General features: G+C 67.2%; 16 protein-coding genes. 9 read left to right on the top strand and 7 right to left on the bottom strand.

What is annotated here, in order from left to right; translation table 11 throughout:
* The first annotated feature begins 42 nt into the window (after window positions 1-42).
* The 5 genes from FHG66_RS09690 to lpxK all read left to right on the top strand — a co-directional run bounded on the left by FHG66_RS09690 (window position 43) and on the right by lpxK (window position 5,762).
* On the top strand, window positions 43-1,569 hold the full coding sequence (locus FHG66_RS09690) for a DUF2125 domain-containing protein (protein ID WP_139076559.1): 1,527 nt from the start codon (window positions 43-45) through the stop codon (window positions 1,567-1,569).
* A gap of 293 nt (window positions 1,570-1,862) precedes the next feature.
* The gene (locus FHG66_RS09685; RefSeq protein ID WP_139076558.1) at window positions 1,863-3,206 is read left to right on the top strand and encodes a TldD/PmbA family protein; all 1,344 of its coding nucleotides are present in this window, start codon (window positions 1,863-1,865) and stop codon (window positions 3,204-3,206) included.
* Between the two features lie 66 nt (window positions 3,207-3,272).
* A complete protein-coding gene (locus tag FHG66_RS09680; protein ID WP_139076557.1) occupies window positions 3,273-3,518 on the top strand; it encodes a DUF4170 domain-containing protein in 246 nt (81 codons plus the stop codon).
* Window positions 3,519-3,531: 13 nt separating this feature from the next.
* Window positions 3,532-4,773 (top strand): 3-deoxy-D-manno-octulosonic acid transferase, encoded by a 1,242-nt coding sequence (locus FHG66_RS09675; protein ID WP_139076556.1) that lies wholly within the window; start codon window positions 3,532-3,534, stop codon window positions 4,771-4,773.
* Complete coding sequence (gene lpxK, locus FHG66_RS09670; protein WP_139076555.1) at window positions 4,773-5,762, top strand: tetraacyldisaccharide 4'-kinase; 990 nt, start codon at window positions 4,773-4,775, stop codon at window positions 5,760-5,762. Before FHG66_RS09675 ends, lpxK begins: the two co-directional genes overlap by 1 nt.
* Here the strand turns inward: lpxK and FHG66_RS09665 are convergent.
* The 3 genes from FHG66_RS09665 to FHG66_RS09655 are packed head-to-tail and all read right to left on the bottom strand — an operon-like array spanning window position 5,759 to window position 8,117.
* Entirely contained in the window at window positions 5,759-6,904 is a 1,146-nt protein-coding gene (locus FHG66_RS09665) for a CaiB/BaiF CoA transferase family protein (protein WP_139076554.1), read from the bottom strand. The two genes, lpxK and FHG66_RS09665, sit on opposite strands and share 4 nt — an antisense overlap.
* A complete protein-coding gene (locus FHG66_RS09660; RefSeq protein WP_139076553.1) occupies window positions 6,901-7,596 on the bottom strand; it encodes a DsbA family protein in 696 nt (231 codons plus the stop codon). The genes FHG66_RS09665 and FHG66_RS09660 overlap by 4 nt, the downstream gene beginning before the upstream one ends.
* A 29-nt stretch (window positions 7,597-7,625) precedes the next feature.
* Window positions 7,626-8,117, bottom strand: coding sequence for a DUF721 domain-containing protein (locus tag FHG66_RS09655; RefSeq protein ID WP_176556184.1), 492 nt, complete (start codon window positions 8,115-8,117; stop codon window positions 7,626-7,628).
* A gap of 73 nt (window positions 8,118-8,190) precedes the next feature.
* On the opposite strand from FHG66_RS09655, the gene FHG66_RS09650 reads away from it, so the two are divergent.
* Window positions 8,191-9,258 carry an A/G-specific adenine glycosylase gene (locus FHG66_RS09650; RefSeq protein ID WP_139076551.1) on the top strand — a complete coding sequence of 356 codons (1,068 nt, stop codon included), beginning with the start codon at window positions 8,191-8,193 and terminating at the stop codon, window positions 9,256-9,258.
* Window positions 9,259-9,439: 181 nt separating this feature from the next.
* On the opposite strand, the gene FHG66_RS09645 is transcribed toward FHG66_RS09650, so the two are convergent.
* From FHG66_RS09645 to FHG66_RS09635, 3 genes are all read right to left on the bottom strand, one after another.
* Window positions 9,440-10,549, bottom strand: coding sequence for a site-specific DNA-methyltransferase (locus FHG66_RS09645; protein WP_139076550.1), 1,110 nt, complete (start codon window positions 10,547-10,549; stop codon window positions 9,440-9,442).
* Window positions 10,550-10,636: 87 nt separating this feature from the next.
* On the bottom strand, window positions 10,637-11,281 hold the full coding sequence (locus FHG66_RS09640; protein WP_425471721.1) for a ribonuclease HII: 645 nt from the start codon (window positions 11,279-11,281) through the stop codon (window positions 10,637-10,639).
* A 237-nt stretch (window positions 11,282-11,518) separates the two neighbouring features.
* The gene (locus tag FHG66_RS09635; RefSeq protein WP_139076548.1) at window positions 11,519-11,938 is read right to left on the bottom strand and encodes a hypothetical protein; all 420 of its coding nucleotides are present in this window, start codon (window positions 11,936-11,938) and stop codon (window positions 11,519-11,521) included.
* A 176-nt stretch (window positions 11,939-12,114) separates the two neighbouring features.
* Between FHG66_RS09635 and FHG66_RS09630 the strand changes: the two genes are divergently transcribed.
* Window positions 12,115-12,405 carry a hypothetical protein gene (locus FHG66_RS09630; RefSeq protein ID WP_139076547.1) on the top strand — a complete coding sequence of 97 codons (291 nt, stop codon included), beginning with the start codon at window positions 12,115-12,117 and terminating at the stop codon, window positions 12,403-12,405.
* Window positions 12,380-13,093: a winged helix-turn-helix domain-containing protein gene (locus FHG66_RS09625; RefSeq protein ID WP_246082542.1), complete on the top strand. Its 714-nt coding sequence runs from the start codon at window positions 12,380-12,382 to the stop codon at window positions 13,091-13,093. The genes FHG66_RS09630 and FHG66_RS09625 overlap by 26 nt, the downstream gene beginning before the upstream one ends.
* Window positions 13,094-13,099: 6 nt before the next feature.
* Here FHG66_RS09625 and FHG66_RS09620 read toward each other — a convergent pair whose 3' ends face one another.
* On the bottom strand, window positions 13,100-13,453 hold the full coding sequence (locus FHG66_RS09620) for a hypothetical protein (protein ID WP_139076546.1): 354 nt from the start codon (window positions 13,451-13,453) through the stop codon (window positions 13,100-13,102).
* Window positions 13,454-14,055: 602 nt separating this feature from the next.
* Here FHG66_RS09620 and FHG66_RS09615 point away from each other — a divergent pair.
* Window positions 14,056-14,518: DUF72 domain-containing protein (locus tag FHG66_RS09615; RefSeq protein ID WP_139076545.1), on the top strand; the 463-nt coding region annotated here is incomplete at its 3' end.

The following is a 14,518-nucleotide window of genomic DNA, read 5'->3' as shown; positions in this document are numbered from 1 at the left end:
CGGGCGAGGGAAGGGGCGCTACATTCATCAGGGAGTTCTTCGATGACCGCATTCAAGCCCAACCTGGCCGTTTCGGCCACTGCCCTGCTCGTGGCCTTGTCGGCGGGCCCAGCCTTCGCGGATGTCACGGCGCAGCAGGTCTGGGACGACTGGAAGGCCCAGATGGGCCTTTACGGCGAGGATGCCGTCACGATCGGCTCGGAGTCGCAGGAGGGCGATGTCCTTACCGTGACCGACCTCGGCTTCGACATCACCGGCGAGGACGGCTCGACCGCCACGGGCAACCTGCCCGAGCTGGTGTTCACGGAAAACGGCGATGGCACGGTCACGGTGACCATGTCCGAGGAATACCCGATCACCATCACCACGCCCGCCGACCCCGGAACAGGTTCGGAGGCGTCCGAGATTGCGCTCGCGCTGCGCCAGAACGGCATGACGATGACGGTGTCGGGCGATCCCGGCGCACTTACCTACGATGTCGCGGCAGCCCGCTACGCCGTCGAGCTCGACCGCCTTAGCGAGGGCGGGTCCGATGTCCCGGCCGAGGCTCTTCTTGCGTTCAACGACGTGTCGGGCCGCTATACTTCGAACACCGGCACGATGCGCGATTTGGGCTACGACCTCGGCGCGGCCTCGATGGACCTGCTGATCGACGCCACCAACCCCGAGGACGGGTCGCACCTCATGCTGTCCGGCAAGGTGAACACTGTGGCCACGCAGGCCGCGGTTACCCTGCCCCTCGATCCGGCGACCGATCCGGAGATGCTGCTGATGAATGGCATGGCGGTGGACGGCGGCTACACGACGGCGAACGGCAGCTACATGTTCGAGATGACCGACAGCTCGGGCACGAGCAGCGGGAACTTCACGACCCAAGGCAGCGAGATGAGCTTCCGGCTCAGCAAAGACGCGGTGGCCTACAACTCCACGGCCAAGAACGTGGCGCTGGACGTGACGACCTCGGCCATGCCCATGCCGATCACGGCCAGCATCGCCCAGTACGGCATCACCTTCGAGATGCCGTTGTCCAAGACGCAGGCTCCCGCGCCCTGGGCTCTGGGCCTGAACCTCACCGATCTTGCCCTCAACGAGGAGATCTGGGGAATGTTCGACCCGCAGGGACTGCTGCCGCACGATCCGGCGTCCCTTGTGCTCGACATGACCGGCACGGCGACGCTCCTGTTCGATGCCGTCGATCCTGCCCAGGCCGAAGCCATGGCCGCGGCCGAGATGCCGGCGCAGGTGAACTCGGCCGACCTGAACGACCTCCGCATTACCTTCGGCGGGGCCGAGATCACGGGAAGCGGCGCGTTCACCTTCGACAACTCGGACCTGACGACCTTCCCGGGCGTGCCCCGCCCGGCGGGTGCGGTGGACCTTCAGTTGAACGGCGTGAACGGGCTCATCGATGGCCTTGTTGCGCTGGGTCTCCTGCCCGAGGATCAGGTGATGGGCGCGCGCATGATGCTGGGGGCCTTCACCACGCCCGTGGGCGACGACCAGCTCACCTCGCGCATCGAGGTGACGGAGGACGGCCAGCTTCTCGCGAACGGCCAGCGGCTGCAGTGAGGCGGTCAAGGCCGTCCCACCGGCCCGGCGGGGAACCCTGCTCCACCACTTCGTGGCGGATTGCATGCTGTCCTCGTCGGTCCGGGGTGGGTGGACCTAGTTGGTGCGCCGTGCCTTGACCCGGAGGCTCAACCCTCAGGTGAGCCGGAGAACGAACCACCCCCTCCGGCTCATGAAGGTCAATCCTCAGGACGAGGACCGGGCTCGTCCTTACGGCTGAGCGTGCCTCCCGACCATGCTTGCCCCGGTTCCCAAGGCAGCCTAACTCGGACGGGGACAGAAAAGGACGCGCCATGGCATCGCTTCAGGACCTCACCGCCCGCCTACTCGACGCGGCCCGCGCAGCGGGCGCCGAGTCGGCCGACGCCTTGGTGGTGCAGGGCACCCAGGTGTCCGTCGAGGTCCGCCACGGGACGCTGGAGGAGGCGCAGCGGGCCGAGGGAATCGACCTCGGCCTTCGCGTGATGATCGGACATCGTCAGGCGGTGGTGTCCTCCTCGGACCGTCGTGACGCCACGCTGGCCGCCATGGCCGAGCGCGCGGTCGCCATGGCGCGCGAAGCTCCGGAGGATCCTTCGGTTGGCTTGGCCGACCCTGGCCAACTGGCGCAGGACCGCGATGCCGATCGCCTTGAGCTGACGGATCCCGCCGCCGACCCCGAGCCCGCCGCTCTGGAGGCCCGCGCCCGTGAGGCCGAAGCCGCGGCGCTGGCGGTGCCCGGCGTGACGCAAGTCGTGTCCGCCTCGGCCGGCTGGTCCCGGCGCGAGGTGGCCTTGGCGGCAACCAACGGCTTTTCGGCCAGCTACAGCCGAAGCGACCACGGCTTTTCCTGCGGAGCGATCAGCGGAACCGGCACGGGAATGGAGCGGGACTACGACTGGGACTCGCGGGTCTTTGCCGCCGATCTTCGCAGCCCCGAGGAGATCGGCCGCACCGCGGGAGAGCGGGCCGCCGCGCGGGAAGGATCACGCAAGCCCCGGACCGGAACCTTCCCGATCCTGTACGACGAGCGGGTGTCCTCGTCGCTCATCGGCCATCTCCTCTCCGCCATCAACGGCGCGGCCATCGCGCGGGGCTCGTCCTTCCTGCGCGACGCCATGGGAACGCAGGTCCTGCCCGATCACCTGTCCCTGACCGAGGATCCGCACCGTCCGCGCAGCCCGGCCTCGCGACTGTGGGACGCAGAAGGATTGCCGACCCGCTCGCGCCCGATCGTGGACAAAGGGCAGCTCGCGACCTGGACGCTGGACCTCGCCTCGGCCCGGCGCCTCGGACTCGAGAGCACGGGCAACGCCGCGCGAAGCCCGAGCGGCACGCCATCGCCATCCGTCACGAACATTGCCCTCACCCAAGGCGAAGCCACCCCCGAGGACCTGATGCGGCAGATGGGCACGGGCCTTCTCGTGACCTCTCTGATCGGCTCGACGATCAATCCGAACACGGGCGACTACTCCCGCGGGGCGTCGGGCTTCTGGGTGGAGAATGGAGAGATCGCCTATCCGGTGAATGAATGCACCATCGCGGGCAACCTTAGGGACATGCTGCGACGCATCATTCCGGCCAATGACGCGCGACCCTGGCTGACTCGGGTGGTCCCATCCCTTCTCGTCGAGAGCATGACGCTCGCGGGGGACTGATCGCCGTTAACTTGACCCTCAGGGTTATTTGCTTAGGGTGCGGCGCGTTCTTCAAAGGAGCATTCCATGACCCAGCGCCTGCATCTCGTCTTTGGCGGCGAACTCGTCGATCCCACGAAGAACGTGTTTCGTGACGTCGACAAGATCCACATGGTGGGCATGTTCCCCGACTACGCCTCGGCCTTCACGGCCTGGAAGGCCGAAGCGCAGCGCACCGTGGACAACGCCCACATGCGTTACTTCATTGCCCATATTCACCGACTCCGGGACGAGGAGGTGGCCGCCTCCGCCACCGAAGAGCTTGGGCACTGACCTGCGGCACGCGATGCCCCGATCCCTGGCGCTCGGGGCCTACCTGCTGCTGGCTGGTCCCGGCGGCTCAAGCACAGAGGCGGAGCCGCCCCGTCCGGACGGGCCGCTCCTTTGGGTCCACGCCGACAGTGCAGAGCGCCTGCCGCCTGTCCTCGCCATGGCCGAACGCCTGGAGTCCGAAACCTCCCTTCTGCTGACCCTGCCCCGGTACGTCGAACCGCCCGCCACGCCCCCACGCGTGATCTTGCGGCCGGCCCCCGTGGACACCATGCCGGCTGCGCGCGCCTTTCTGGACCATTGGCGGCCAGACCTGCTGCTTTGGGCCGGCGGCGGGCTGCGGCCGGCTCTGCTGTCCCTGGCGCGAATGCCGAAGCTGCTGGTCGAGGGCGCGCCAGAACCGCAACTGCTGGAGCGCGGGGCCCGATGGCCGGGCCTCGGCCGGGCGGTGGTGCCGCTGTTCGATCGGGCGCTGGTGACGGGCGACGCCGCCGCCGAGCGGCTGTGGCGCGCGGGCCTGCCCGAGGACCGGCTGGAGATCGCGCCGCCGCTGGATGCCCCATCACCCGTCCTCCCCTGCAACGAACGCGAGAGGCGCGACCTGGCGCAGACCATCGGTGCCCGCCCCGTCTGGCTGGCCGGGGATCTGCCCTTGTCCGAACTGCCCGCCGTGGTCGCAGCGCATCGCCACGCGAGCCGCAGCGCCCATCGGCTCCTTCTCATCCTTGCTCCCCGGTCCACCGAGGATGCGCCTGCCATGGCCAAGGCACTGACCGAGGCCGGCCTCACGGTGGCTTTGAGGGCCGATGGCAACGAGCCCGAGGACGACACGCAGGTGTACCTCGCCGACGGCACCGGCGAGATGGGGATGTGGCTTCGGCTGGCCCCTGTCACCTTCATGGGCGGCACGCTCTTGGGCGGCCCAAGCGGTCGTCACCCGTTCGAAGGCGCAGCACTGGGGTCGGCCCTGATTCATGGCCCGGCAAAGGCCCCCTTCGATGAGGTCTGGGCGCGCCTGGATGCCGCGGGCGCGGCGCGCGTCGTCTTGAACGGCGCCGAACTCGGCCGCGCGGTCGAGGCGCTGCTCGCATCCGACCGTGCCGCGGCCATGGCCCATGCCGGCTGGGACGTGGCAACCCAAGGCGCAGATGTGGCGAACAGGGTGGCCGACCTGATCCGCGAGCATCTGGCCCGGGAACAGACCACCGGCGACCTTGGCGTCACCATGCCCGCGCTTGGCGCGGTGACGAGCGCCTGATGCGTCCGCCACACTGGTGGTATGATCCGGACGGCGGCTGGCCCGCCCGCGTCCTGAGCCCGTTGGGGATGCTCTACGCCGGGCTGACGGCGCGGCGGTTGGCCCGGGGTGCGCCCCACGAGGCCGCCGTTCCGGTGATCTGCGTGGGGAACCTCGATGCGGGCGGGACGGGCAAGACCCCGTTGGCCATCGCGCTGGCCGAGCGGCTCCTGGCCTGGAACGTCGCGGTGCATGTGGTGTCGCGGGGGCATGGAGGCCGGCTGGCCGGGCCCATGCAGGTTCTTCCCTCCCATTCCGCCGAGGAGGTGGGCGACGAACCCCTGCTCCTGTCGGCCTTTGTCCCCACCTGGATTTCGCGGGACCGCGCAGCGGGTGTCCGGGCGGCCGAAGCCGCCGGTGCTTCGGCAGTGCTACTCGACGACGGCTTCCAGAACCCGTCCGTCCGAAAGACTCTGTCCTGCATTGTCGTGGACGCGGCGCGTGGCTGGGGAAATGGACGGGCGATCCCGGCTGGACCGCTGCGCGAACCGGTTCGCGTGGGGCTGGCGCGAGCGGATGCGGTCATCTCGGTCGGAGACGCCGCCGCCCAGGACCGCTTCACGCACCGCTGGGGGCCCATGATGGACGGGCGTCCGCATATCCGGGGCGAGTTGCGCCCGCTGCCCACAGGGATGCCCTGGGCCGGCCTCCGAACCTTGGCCTTTGCCGGCATCGGGCAGCCCGAGAAGTTCTTCGCCACCCTCCGGGATCTTGGGGCCGACATCGTGGCAACCAGGTCCTTCGACGACCACCAGCCGCTGGGGCCGTCGCTGCTGCAGCGGCTCGAGGCCGATGCGGCTCGCTTGGGCGCGCAACTCGTCACCACCGAAAAGGACGCCGCGCGGCTGCCTCCGGCCTTTCGCGCCCGCGTGCTCACCGTGCCAGTGCGGCTGCACCTCGACGATTGGGGCCCGCTCGATGCGGCGCTGGCCCGGTTGGGCCTTGGCTAGCCCCAGGGGGCGGACAGGGTGTCCTGATGCTCCCCAAGGCGCGGCGAAGCCCGGTCGAGCGAGAGAGAAGCGTCCGAGAAGACGATAGGAGTTCGGACCCCCGGCACGCCATCCGGGTCAATCCGCAGCCTTCGCGCGACGACCTGCGGATCGGCAAAGACATCGGCCATGTCGTTGATCGGACCGGCCGGAACGCCCTGCGCCTCGCACCGCCCGAGGAGATCGTCGCGCGTCAGCCGAAGCATGGCATCCTGAAGGATCGGCACCAAGGTCGCTCGGTGGATCAGGCGGGCGGGGTTCGTCGCATAGGCCGGGTCGCTCGCCAGGGCTTCGAGCCCGAGCAGGCTGCAAAGGCGGCGGAACTGGCCATCGTTGCCCACCGCCACGATCGCGTGCCCGTCGGCACAGGAAAAAACCTGATAGGGAACGATATTCGGATGCGCATTGCCCATCCGCATGGGGGCGACGCCGCTGGCCAAGTAGTTCATGGCCTGATTGGCGGTGATGGCCGTGGCGACGTCAAGCAGCGCCATGTCGATCCGCTGGCCCGTTCCGGTCGCGTTCCGCTGATGGATCGCCGCCAGGATCGCCGTGGCGGCATAAAGCCCGGTAAAGATGTCGGTCACGGCGACCCCGACCTTCTGCGGCTCGCCGCCGGGATCGCCCGTGACGGACATCAGCCCCGACATGCCCTGCACGATGTAGTCGTAGCCCGCCCGGTGGGCATAAGGCCCGTCCTGGCCGAATCCGGTGATCGAGCACCAGACGAGCCGGGGGTTCGAGGCGGACAGCGCCTCCCAGCCCAACCCATAGCGATCAAGACCGCCTAGCTTGAAGTTCTCGATCACCACGTCGGCCCCGGCCGCGAGGCGGCGCACGGTCTCTTGGCCCTCCTGGGTCGCGAAGTCAGCGACGACCGACCGCTTCCCCCTGTTGCAGGCGTGGAAGTAGGCGGCCGCCGACTCCCCGTCATGGTCGATGAACGGCGGGCCCCAGCGGCGGGTGTCGTCACCCTCGGGGCTTTCGACCTTCACCACGGTCGCGCCCAGGTCCGACAACAACTGACCGGCCCAAGGGCCGGCCAGGATGCGAGCAAGCTCGAGAACCCTCAGGCCATCGAGCGGGGGGCGTCCGGCGGTCACTGCGCGGTTTCGGTCAGCTCCGCCTCGAGGATCTGCTGCAGCTCCTCGTAGGCCATGTTGGAATGCGTCTCGCCGTTGATGATGAAGGTCGGCGTGGACTGGATGCCGTCGCGCTCGGCGTTTTCGGTGTACCAGGCGACCAGCGCCTCGGCCTGCGTCTCGTCCTTGAGGCAGGCATCGAGCGTGGCGTCGTCCATCCCGGCGGTCTTGCCGATCCGACGGAGGTTGTCGGCGATGGCGGCCGGGTCGCCTTCACCGATCCATTCGCGCTGGGTGTCGTAAAGGATGTCGCTGATCCCGAAGAAGCGCATCTCGCCGCCGCAACGCGCGATCATCGAGGCCCATAGGCCGAATCGGTCGAAGTAGACCTCGCGGAAGACGAAGCGCACCTTGCCGGTGTCGATGTAGTCGGTCTTGAGCTGCTGGTACTGATCAGCGTGGAAGGCCGCACAGTGCGGACAGGTGAAGGAGCCGTATTCGATGATGGTGACCGGCGCGTCCTCGGCACCCTGCGCCATGTCCGGGATCGTGACAGGCTCGGCCTCGGCCGTCTGGTCGGGGGTAGCGGCCTGCTCGGAGGCAGCGTCCGGGGTCGGCGTCGCGGCTTCCTGCGCCCAGGCGGACAACGGCAACGCCGTCCCCCCCAAAGCGAACACGGAAGTCAGGGCGGCGAAAAGGACGGGTCTCTTCATGGACGGGCCTCGAAATTGCGGGTGTCCCGTCAGGTCCGGGACTTCGACAGGACATTGGCGGCGAGCGCAGCGAGCGCAAGTCTCAATTCCGTGTCGCTCACGCCATTGGCAAGAGGTTCGGACGGGCTCGGGGGCACGGAGCTTGTGACAGGGGGCCGCTGGACAGGGGCCGGACCGGCGGTGAAGGACTCGGGCCCCGCTTGCTTGATCCGGATCTTGGCAATGGCGTTGTAGCCGTAGCAGGCATTCACCCGCTCGCGCAGCCGCTCCTTTTCCATCTCGAGCCGCAGCGCCGCAGCGCCCAGCGCCAGGATGGTGAGCGTCGCGCCCTCCTCCGCAGCCTTCTTGCCTCGGGGGTGGCGAACCTCCAGCGGCTTGGCGATGGCGGCAATGGATTCTCCCACGATCTCGGGCCAATGGGTGAGGAGACGCGTGGCCGAGAAGCCCCGCGCCTCTCCCAACTCGCGGATCTTTGCGCGCAGGAGGTCCGAGGCGGGGGTGAAATAACCGTGACGGCTCACGACATCAGCTTTCCTGTGGTCCGCTTGATGATAGGCCGGCGGGTGCAGCGGCGACAGCCCCCGGAACGGAAGAATGAACGCGGATCTCTCGAACGACCTGCTGGCATGGTACGACCGCCACGCCCGGACCCTGCCCTGGCGCGTGCCGCCGGGCTCGGGCGCCAAGCCGGACCCGTACCGGGTGTGGCTCTCCGAGGTCATGCTGCAACAGACCACCGTGGCGGCAGTGAAAGGTTATTTCGAGCGCTTCACTGCCCGCTGGCCGACGGTGGAGGCGCTTGCGGCGGCCGAGGACGCCGATGTCATGGCCGAATGGGCAGGCCTGGGTTACTATGCCCGGGCTCGCAACCTCTTGGCCTGTGCGAGGGCCGTCGCGGCCTGTGGCGGGTTCCCGCGAACCGAGGCGGAGCTGCGCACCCTTCCGGGGATCGGGGCCTACACGGCAGCGTCGGTCGCCTCGATCGCCTTTGGGCAGCGGGCCGTCGTGGTGGACGGCAACGTCGAGCGGGTGATGACGCGCGTCTTCGATATCGCCACACCGCTTCCTGCCGCCCGCAACGAGATCCGGGCCTATGCCGATTCCCTCACGCCATCCGAGCGTCCTGGCGACCATGCCCAAGCAGTGATGGACCTGGGAGCCACGATCTGCACTCCGCGCTCGCCCGCCTGCGTGGTCTGTCCCTGGCGCGAGCCCTGCCTTGCCCGCAAGCGGGGCGTCCAGAAGGACCGGCCCGTGAAGCCGCCCAAGCGGGAGGTGCCCCAAAGGCGTGGGGTCGTCTATGTCGGGCGGCGCGAAGATGGCGCCTGGCTCTTGGAGACACGGGGGGCGGACCGGATGCTGGGTGGGATGCTGGGCTGGCCCGGCTCGGCCTGGGACCGCGGCGAAGAGGAGGCGCCGCCCCCTGTCGCTGGCCCCTGGACCGCGCTCAACACCGAGGCGCGACACGGGTTCTCGCATTTCGCTCTGGGCTTGCGCGTCATGGTCGCGCGCCTGCCGTTGGACACGCAAGCCGGCCAGGCGTCCTTCGTTCCGGCCGACCGCTTCAGTCCGGACATGATCCCGACGGTCATGCGCCGGGTGCTGGCCGTGGCCCTGACGTCGCCATTGATCGCGGATGCTGAACCGACTGTTCAGGCTTGAACGACTCAACCCCACGATGTGGTGTTGATTCCGGGGCACAGTCCGGCGATAAGAAGAAAAAAGGCCCTGCCGGGTAGCGAGCCGACGGCAGGGCCCAGGTGGGAGCCGGGCGCATGAGGGCGCTCGCCGGCTCCGGCGGATCTGAGGCCCACCCAGAACGGGTGGGCCAATTTCCTGAATCTCAGTGGTGCTGGGCCATCTCCGCACGGACCTGCTGGCGCAGGACGTCGATGGGGACGTAGCCGCCGTCACGCCGGAAGTGCCAATAGGTCCAGCCGTTGCAGGATGGGGCGCCTTCGAGATGCGCGCCCACCTGATGGATCGACCCCTTCACGTCCTGGCCCACAAGGGTGCCGTCGGCTCGGACCTTGGCCTTGTGACGCCCCCCCAAGGACCAAAGCTCCTCGCCCGGACGGAGCATGCCGCGTTCCACGAGGACACCGAAGGCGACGCGAGGTTCGGCCTTCTTGGAGGAGGTCGTCTCCAGCGCGACGCTGTCGAGTCGGCGGATCTGGGCGATGCGCGCCTCGGCCGCCTTGCGGTAGGAGTCCTCGCGTTCGATGCCGATGAAGTCGCGGCCCAGGCGCTTGGCCACGGCGCCCGTGGTGCCCGTCCCGAAGAACGGATCGAGCACCACGTCGCCTGGGTTGGTCGTCGCCAGGATGATCCGGTGCAGGAGCGACTCGGGCTTCTGGGTCGGATGCGCCTTGGCCCCGTCCTCGCCCTTGAGCCGCTCATGCCCGGTGCAGATCGGCAGGACCCAGTCCGACCGCATCTGCACACCTTCGTTCAGCGCCTTCAGCGCGTCGTAGTTGAAGGTGTACTTCGAGGCCTCTGCTTTGGAGGCCCAGATCAGTGTCTCATGGGCGTTGGTCAGCCGCTTGCCCCGGAAGTTGGGCATGGGGTTCGACTTGCGCCACACGACGTCGTTCAGGATCCAGAAGCCCTGGTTCTGGAGCTCGGCCCCGAGGCGAAAGATGTTGTGGTAGGATCCGATCACCCAGATCGCCCCGTGGGGCTTCAGGACGCGCTGCGCTTCGCGCAGCCATTCGCGGGTGAACCGGTCGTAATCGCCGAAGCTGCTGAACCGGTCCCAACCTTCTTCCACGCCATTGACGCGGGAGTTGTCGGGCCGGTGCAGTTCCCCCTTCAATTGAAGGTTGTAGGGGGGATCAGCGAACACGAGGTCCACGCTCGCGTCCGGCAGGCGACGCATGACTTCGATGCAATCGCCTGCAAGTATCCTGTTCAGAGCGCCGTTCAGGCGCTCCGCCACTGCCGTTTCTGCCATTCACTGCCTCATGAACCGGCGAATTGTTCCGCTCTGGTTGGGGATAAGTTGAGGTCAGCGAAGGAGACTGTCAAAAGCCAAAAGTGATCAGGAACTTACCTTTTCTGCTTGCCACAAGACCTTGTGGACGGGACTGAAGGTTCGTCTATGGAATGGGGACGGACCCAAGGCCTGTAGCGCCGTTATGTGTCTTTTGGACCCATAACCCATGTTGGTCTCCCAGCCGTATCCCGGGTGCTGTTGCGCCAGCGTGACCATGATCCCGTCGCGCCACACCTTGGCCACGATCGAGGCCGCTGCGATGGATAGGCTCCGCGAGTCGCCGCGCACGAGGCCGGTCGCCGGGCAGTCCAGATTCGGAGGCAGCTGCAGGCCGTCAATCAGCGCATGATCCACCGGCCTGCCCAGATCCGCCAAGGCGCGGCGCATCGCCAGATGGGTGGCGCGGAGGATGTTGAGCGTCTCGATTTCCTCGACCGAGGCTTCTCCCAGACCCACCTGCGCCGATTCGCGTATGGCCTGAGCGGCGCGGTCGCGGCTGCGGGCAGTCATGCTCTTGCTGTCGTAAAGGCCCGCCGGGATGCGCTCGGGATCGAGAATCACGGCAGCGGCCACCACGGGACCGGCCAGCGGGCCGCGGCCCACCTCGTCCACGCCGGCAATCCATCGGTGTCCCTGGGCGAGGAGAGCGTCCTCATGGGCAAAGTCGGGGGTGATTCTCATGCGCCCCATCTGGCCGGCCTGACCCCTCTGGAGCAAGCGGGCCGGATCTGCGGGAGGAGCCCCGAAGGGCTCCTCCCCCGTCATGACGCAGGCCGACTGGGGCGAAGAGCCAGCGCCAATCCGGATCCTTTGGTCGGGAGAGGCCCCGAAGGGCCCCTCCCTGAGTTCGGCACGGACCACTGGGGCGACGGGTCCGCGCCACTTCCCGGCCTTCAGCCCCGAGACAGGGGGCTTCGGCCGAAACGGTCAATCTCGCTGCAGCCGCCAGCCTTCCTCGCGCAGGCAGTCGGGCGAGAAGCCAGAGACGAATCGTCCATGGCTCCGCACCGTCACAGCGCAATCCAGCGGCAGGCGCGAAGCCGCCCGGTATTCGAGATCCAGGCAGTCCGCGTCATAAAGCGCCACGGCACCATCATGGGTGGGCCAGTCCACCAGGCAGCGGGCCGGCACACGTGGTCGCTCATCCTTCTTGTCGTCATCGTCGTCCTGCGCCGCATGGATCGCGAGACCAAGAACCGCCAGCGCCGCAAGGCCCATGACGACGCCATTCGAGCCCCGTTCCGCCCCCATGGACTGCCGCTCGGCCCGGCTTTGGGCCAGGACAGGCTCGCTCGACGCCAGGGCGAGCGCCAGGATGACGGCTGACGTGGCGAAGGGTCGAATCATGACGGCAGGGCTTTCGTGAAGATCGGCCACAGGGGCAGACCGGCTTGCCCGACAGATCGTCCAGAGGTGGACGTCATACAATGACACCCTCTAAGCTTGGGCCTGATCGAGCCCTGCACCACGGGGTTTAGGACCCGGTTATTGAATAGCGGATCGTGCTAGGACACTTGTATCTCATGAGATTTCGCATTCTCCTCCTGTCTCTCGTTTGCGCCCTGGCTGCGACCTGCGCCATCGCCCAGGAGCCGTGCTACGCCGATTACAGGGCATCGCGAACCGGGCCGCTGGAGCTTCAGTACGGGGTAGCCGAGATCTTTGGCGGCTGCTCCGTGCAGGAGGCCCAGCAGGAGTTGCGGCCGCGACTCGCTGCGGATGGCTGGCAACTCCTCGAGGTCATCGCTACCTTTGGCGAGTCGGGTCTGGAGGAGAGACGTGAAAGCGCTGGCGAGTTTTACCTCCGATACTGACGTCACCTCGGCCGAGGCACGGGTCTGGGGCAACCGGACCGTCATTGTCGGGATCGCGGCCGTCGTCGCCATCCTGCTCGGGGCGGCGGTGCTGCTGTTCGTCAATCTTCCAGACGCCAATGCCTTCAACGCGCGGGTTGAGCGGCTGTTCGTGGAAGCCGACTTCACCACCCAGCGCGAGATTCGGCTGCTGGAGGTGCTGGCCCAGTCGGGGACGGCGTTCGAGCAGGTGCTGGGTTCCTACCGATCCATCATCTTCGTGCTGCTGGTCTTTGCGACCGCCATGATGATCGCGGCGGTCGCTTTCCTTGTCATGCTGGTCACGTTGAACCGCCGCATGGGCCAGATCGAGCGCAAGGGGATCGAGGTGAACTCTCTCCTTATCTCGCGCGAGTCGAACACGGTCTACCTCAACAACTTCGAATTCAAGCTGACCGAGGCTGCCATCGAGACCTTGGCGGTCCTGGCCGAGGCACGGATGGACGACGAAGTGCTGTCGGGCGCGCAGATCGAGGGCGTGATCTCGGGCCGCGACCCGGCCAACTGCGACGAGGCGGCTGGAGCCACGCGGATCAAGCGGTTGCGCGACACCCTGGGCAATCAGATGGTCAGCGAGCTCCTGGTCCGGAACATTGCCCGGAAGGGCTATACCCTGGCGGTGGACAAGTCGGCTATCCGGATGGTCTGAGAGCGATCAGGTCATCCGAAGGAAAAGCGGATCGACACGCCGCCAGAAGTGCAGAAGGTCGGCGGCGACCGACGGGATCTGTCCCATGCATTGCACTGCATGGACATCGGCCGATATGAGCGCGGACAGGCGGTATCCCAAGGGGATCATCGGTTCCCGCCCCGCAGAGTCGCCGAACGTGTCCTCGATTGTCTCGGTGGCACAGGTGACCGCATAGACCAGAGCCAAGGCGGGTTCGGCCGGCCAGCGTTCGGCCATGCGGCGTACCATGGCCCGACGCCTTTGCCCGTCGCCTGACATCAGTTCCTCGATGACGAATTCGATCATCAGGTCCAGGGTGGCAGTGCGGGGCGGTCTCACGGTGGCACCTTCCTTAAACGTCGCTTGGCTGCGACCGGGATAGGCCCTGAGCTTCGGGAAGTCCCGAATATCGTGCATTTAATCTTAATGCACAGTGTTCAGCCAGCCGGCACGCCCTGGAAACGGCCTCGACCCATGCTGATCAAGGCTAAAGGAGGTGGTGCCCCCGGCTGAACCCCGTGTTGTCAACCTCTAGGAACTTACGAGAACAATGTCCAAGAACTTGGGTCATGCGCGATCAAGAGGTTGGAATAAAGGTTCCAAGTCGATTGGCCTCCTCGGCTATAGCTCGAAAGCAGCATCAGCGAGCGCGCGAGAACACCATCAGGTCGGCCTTTGGCATCAGCCGGGCACTGCTTGCGGCCGTAGTGGTCCGTGTTCGGTCGATGATCTAAAGAACCCGGTATCTTTTCCGTTCGCTCACCCGAGCGTTGCGGAGCAGTCCCAACCGGCGCGACTGCGGGAGCAGTCTATAGCGGTAGATGGAACCGTCCGCCGACCCGGAGGTCTGACCGCAGCCTCCGCGGGTGGCTGGACCGGTTGCCAGGACGGGTCGAGGGCACCAAATCTGACTATCAGCCCGGTCCCTTGTTTGAAGCGCCATGTCACGCAGCATCAGCATTCACATCGGCACGGCCGGATGGAACGTTCCCAAGGAGCACGCCGACGCCTTCCCGACCACGGGAAGCCATCTGGAGCGCTATGGGCAGGTGTTCGGCGCGGCCGAGATCAACTCGTCCTTCTACAAGCCGCATCGCCGCTCGACCTACGAGCGATGGGCGACGTCGGTCCCGCAGACCTTCCGCTTTGCCGTGAAGGTCCCTAAGGCCATCACCCACGAGCGTCGTCTCAGGGAGGCGGGCGACCTCCTGGATCGGTTCCTGTCCGAGGTCAGCGGACTGGGATCGAAGCTGGGCCCCCTTCTGGTGCAGCTCCCGCCCAGCCTCGCCTTCGAGCCGGAAGTGGCGGACGGCTTCTTCCAGGACTTGAGGCAGCGCACTGACGGCGCCATCGTCTGCGAGCCGCGCCATTTGTCCTGGTTCACGCCGGAGGCCGGAGGCCTGC

Origin of the sequence: Rubellimicrobium rubrum (genome assembly GCF_006152115.1) — a bacterium.
GTDB lineage: Bacteria > Pseudomonadota > Alphaproteobacteria > Rhodobacterales > Rhodobacteraceae > Rubellimicrobium > Rubellimicrobium rubrum.
Note: the sequence above shows the minus strand (reverse complement) of the source record. Positions and strands in the feature narration are given on the sequence as shown.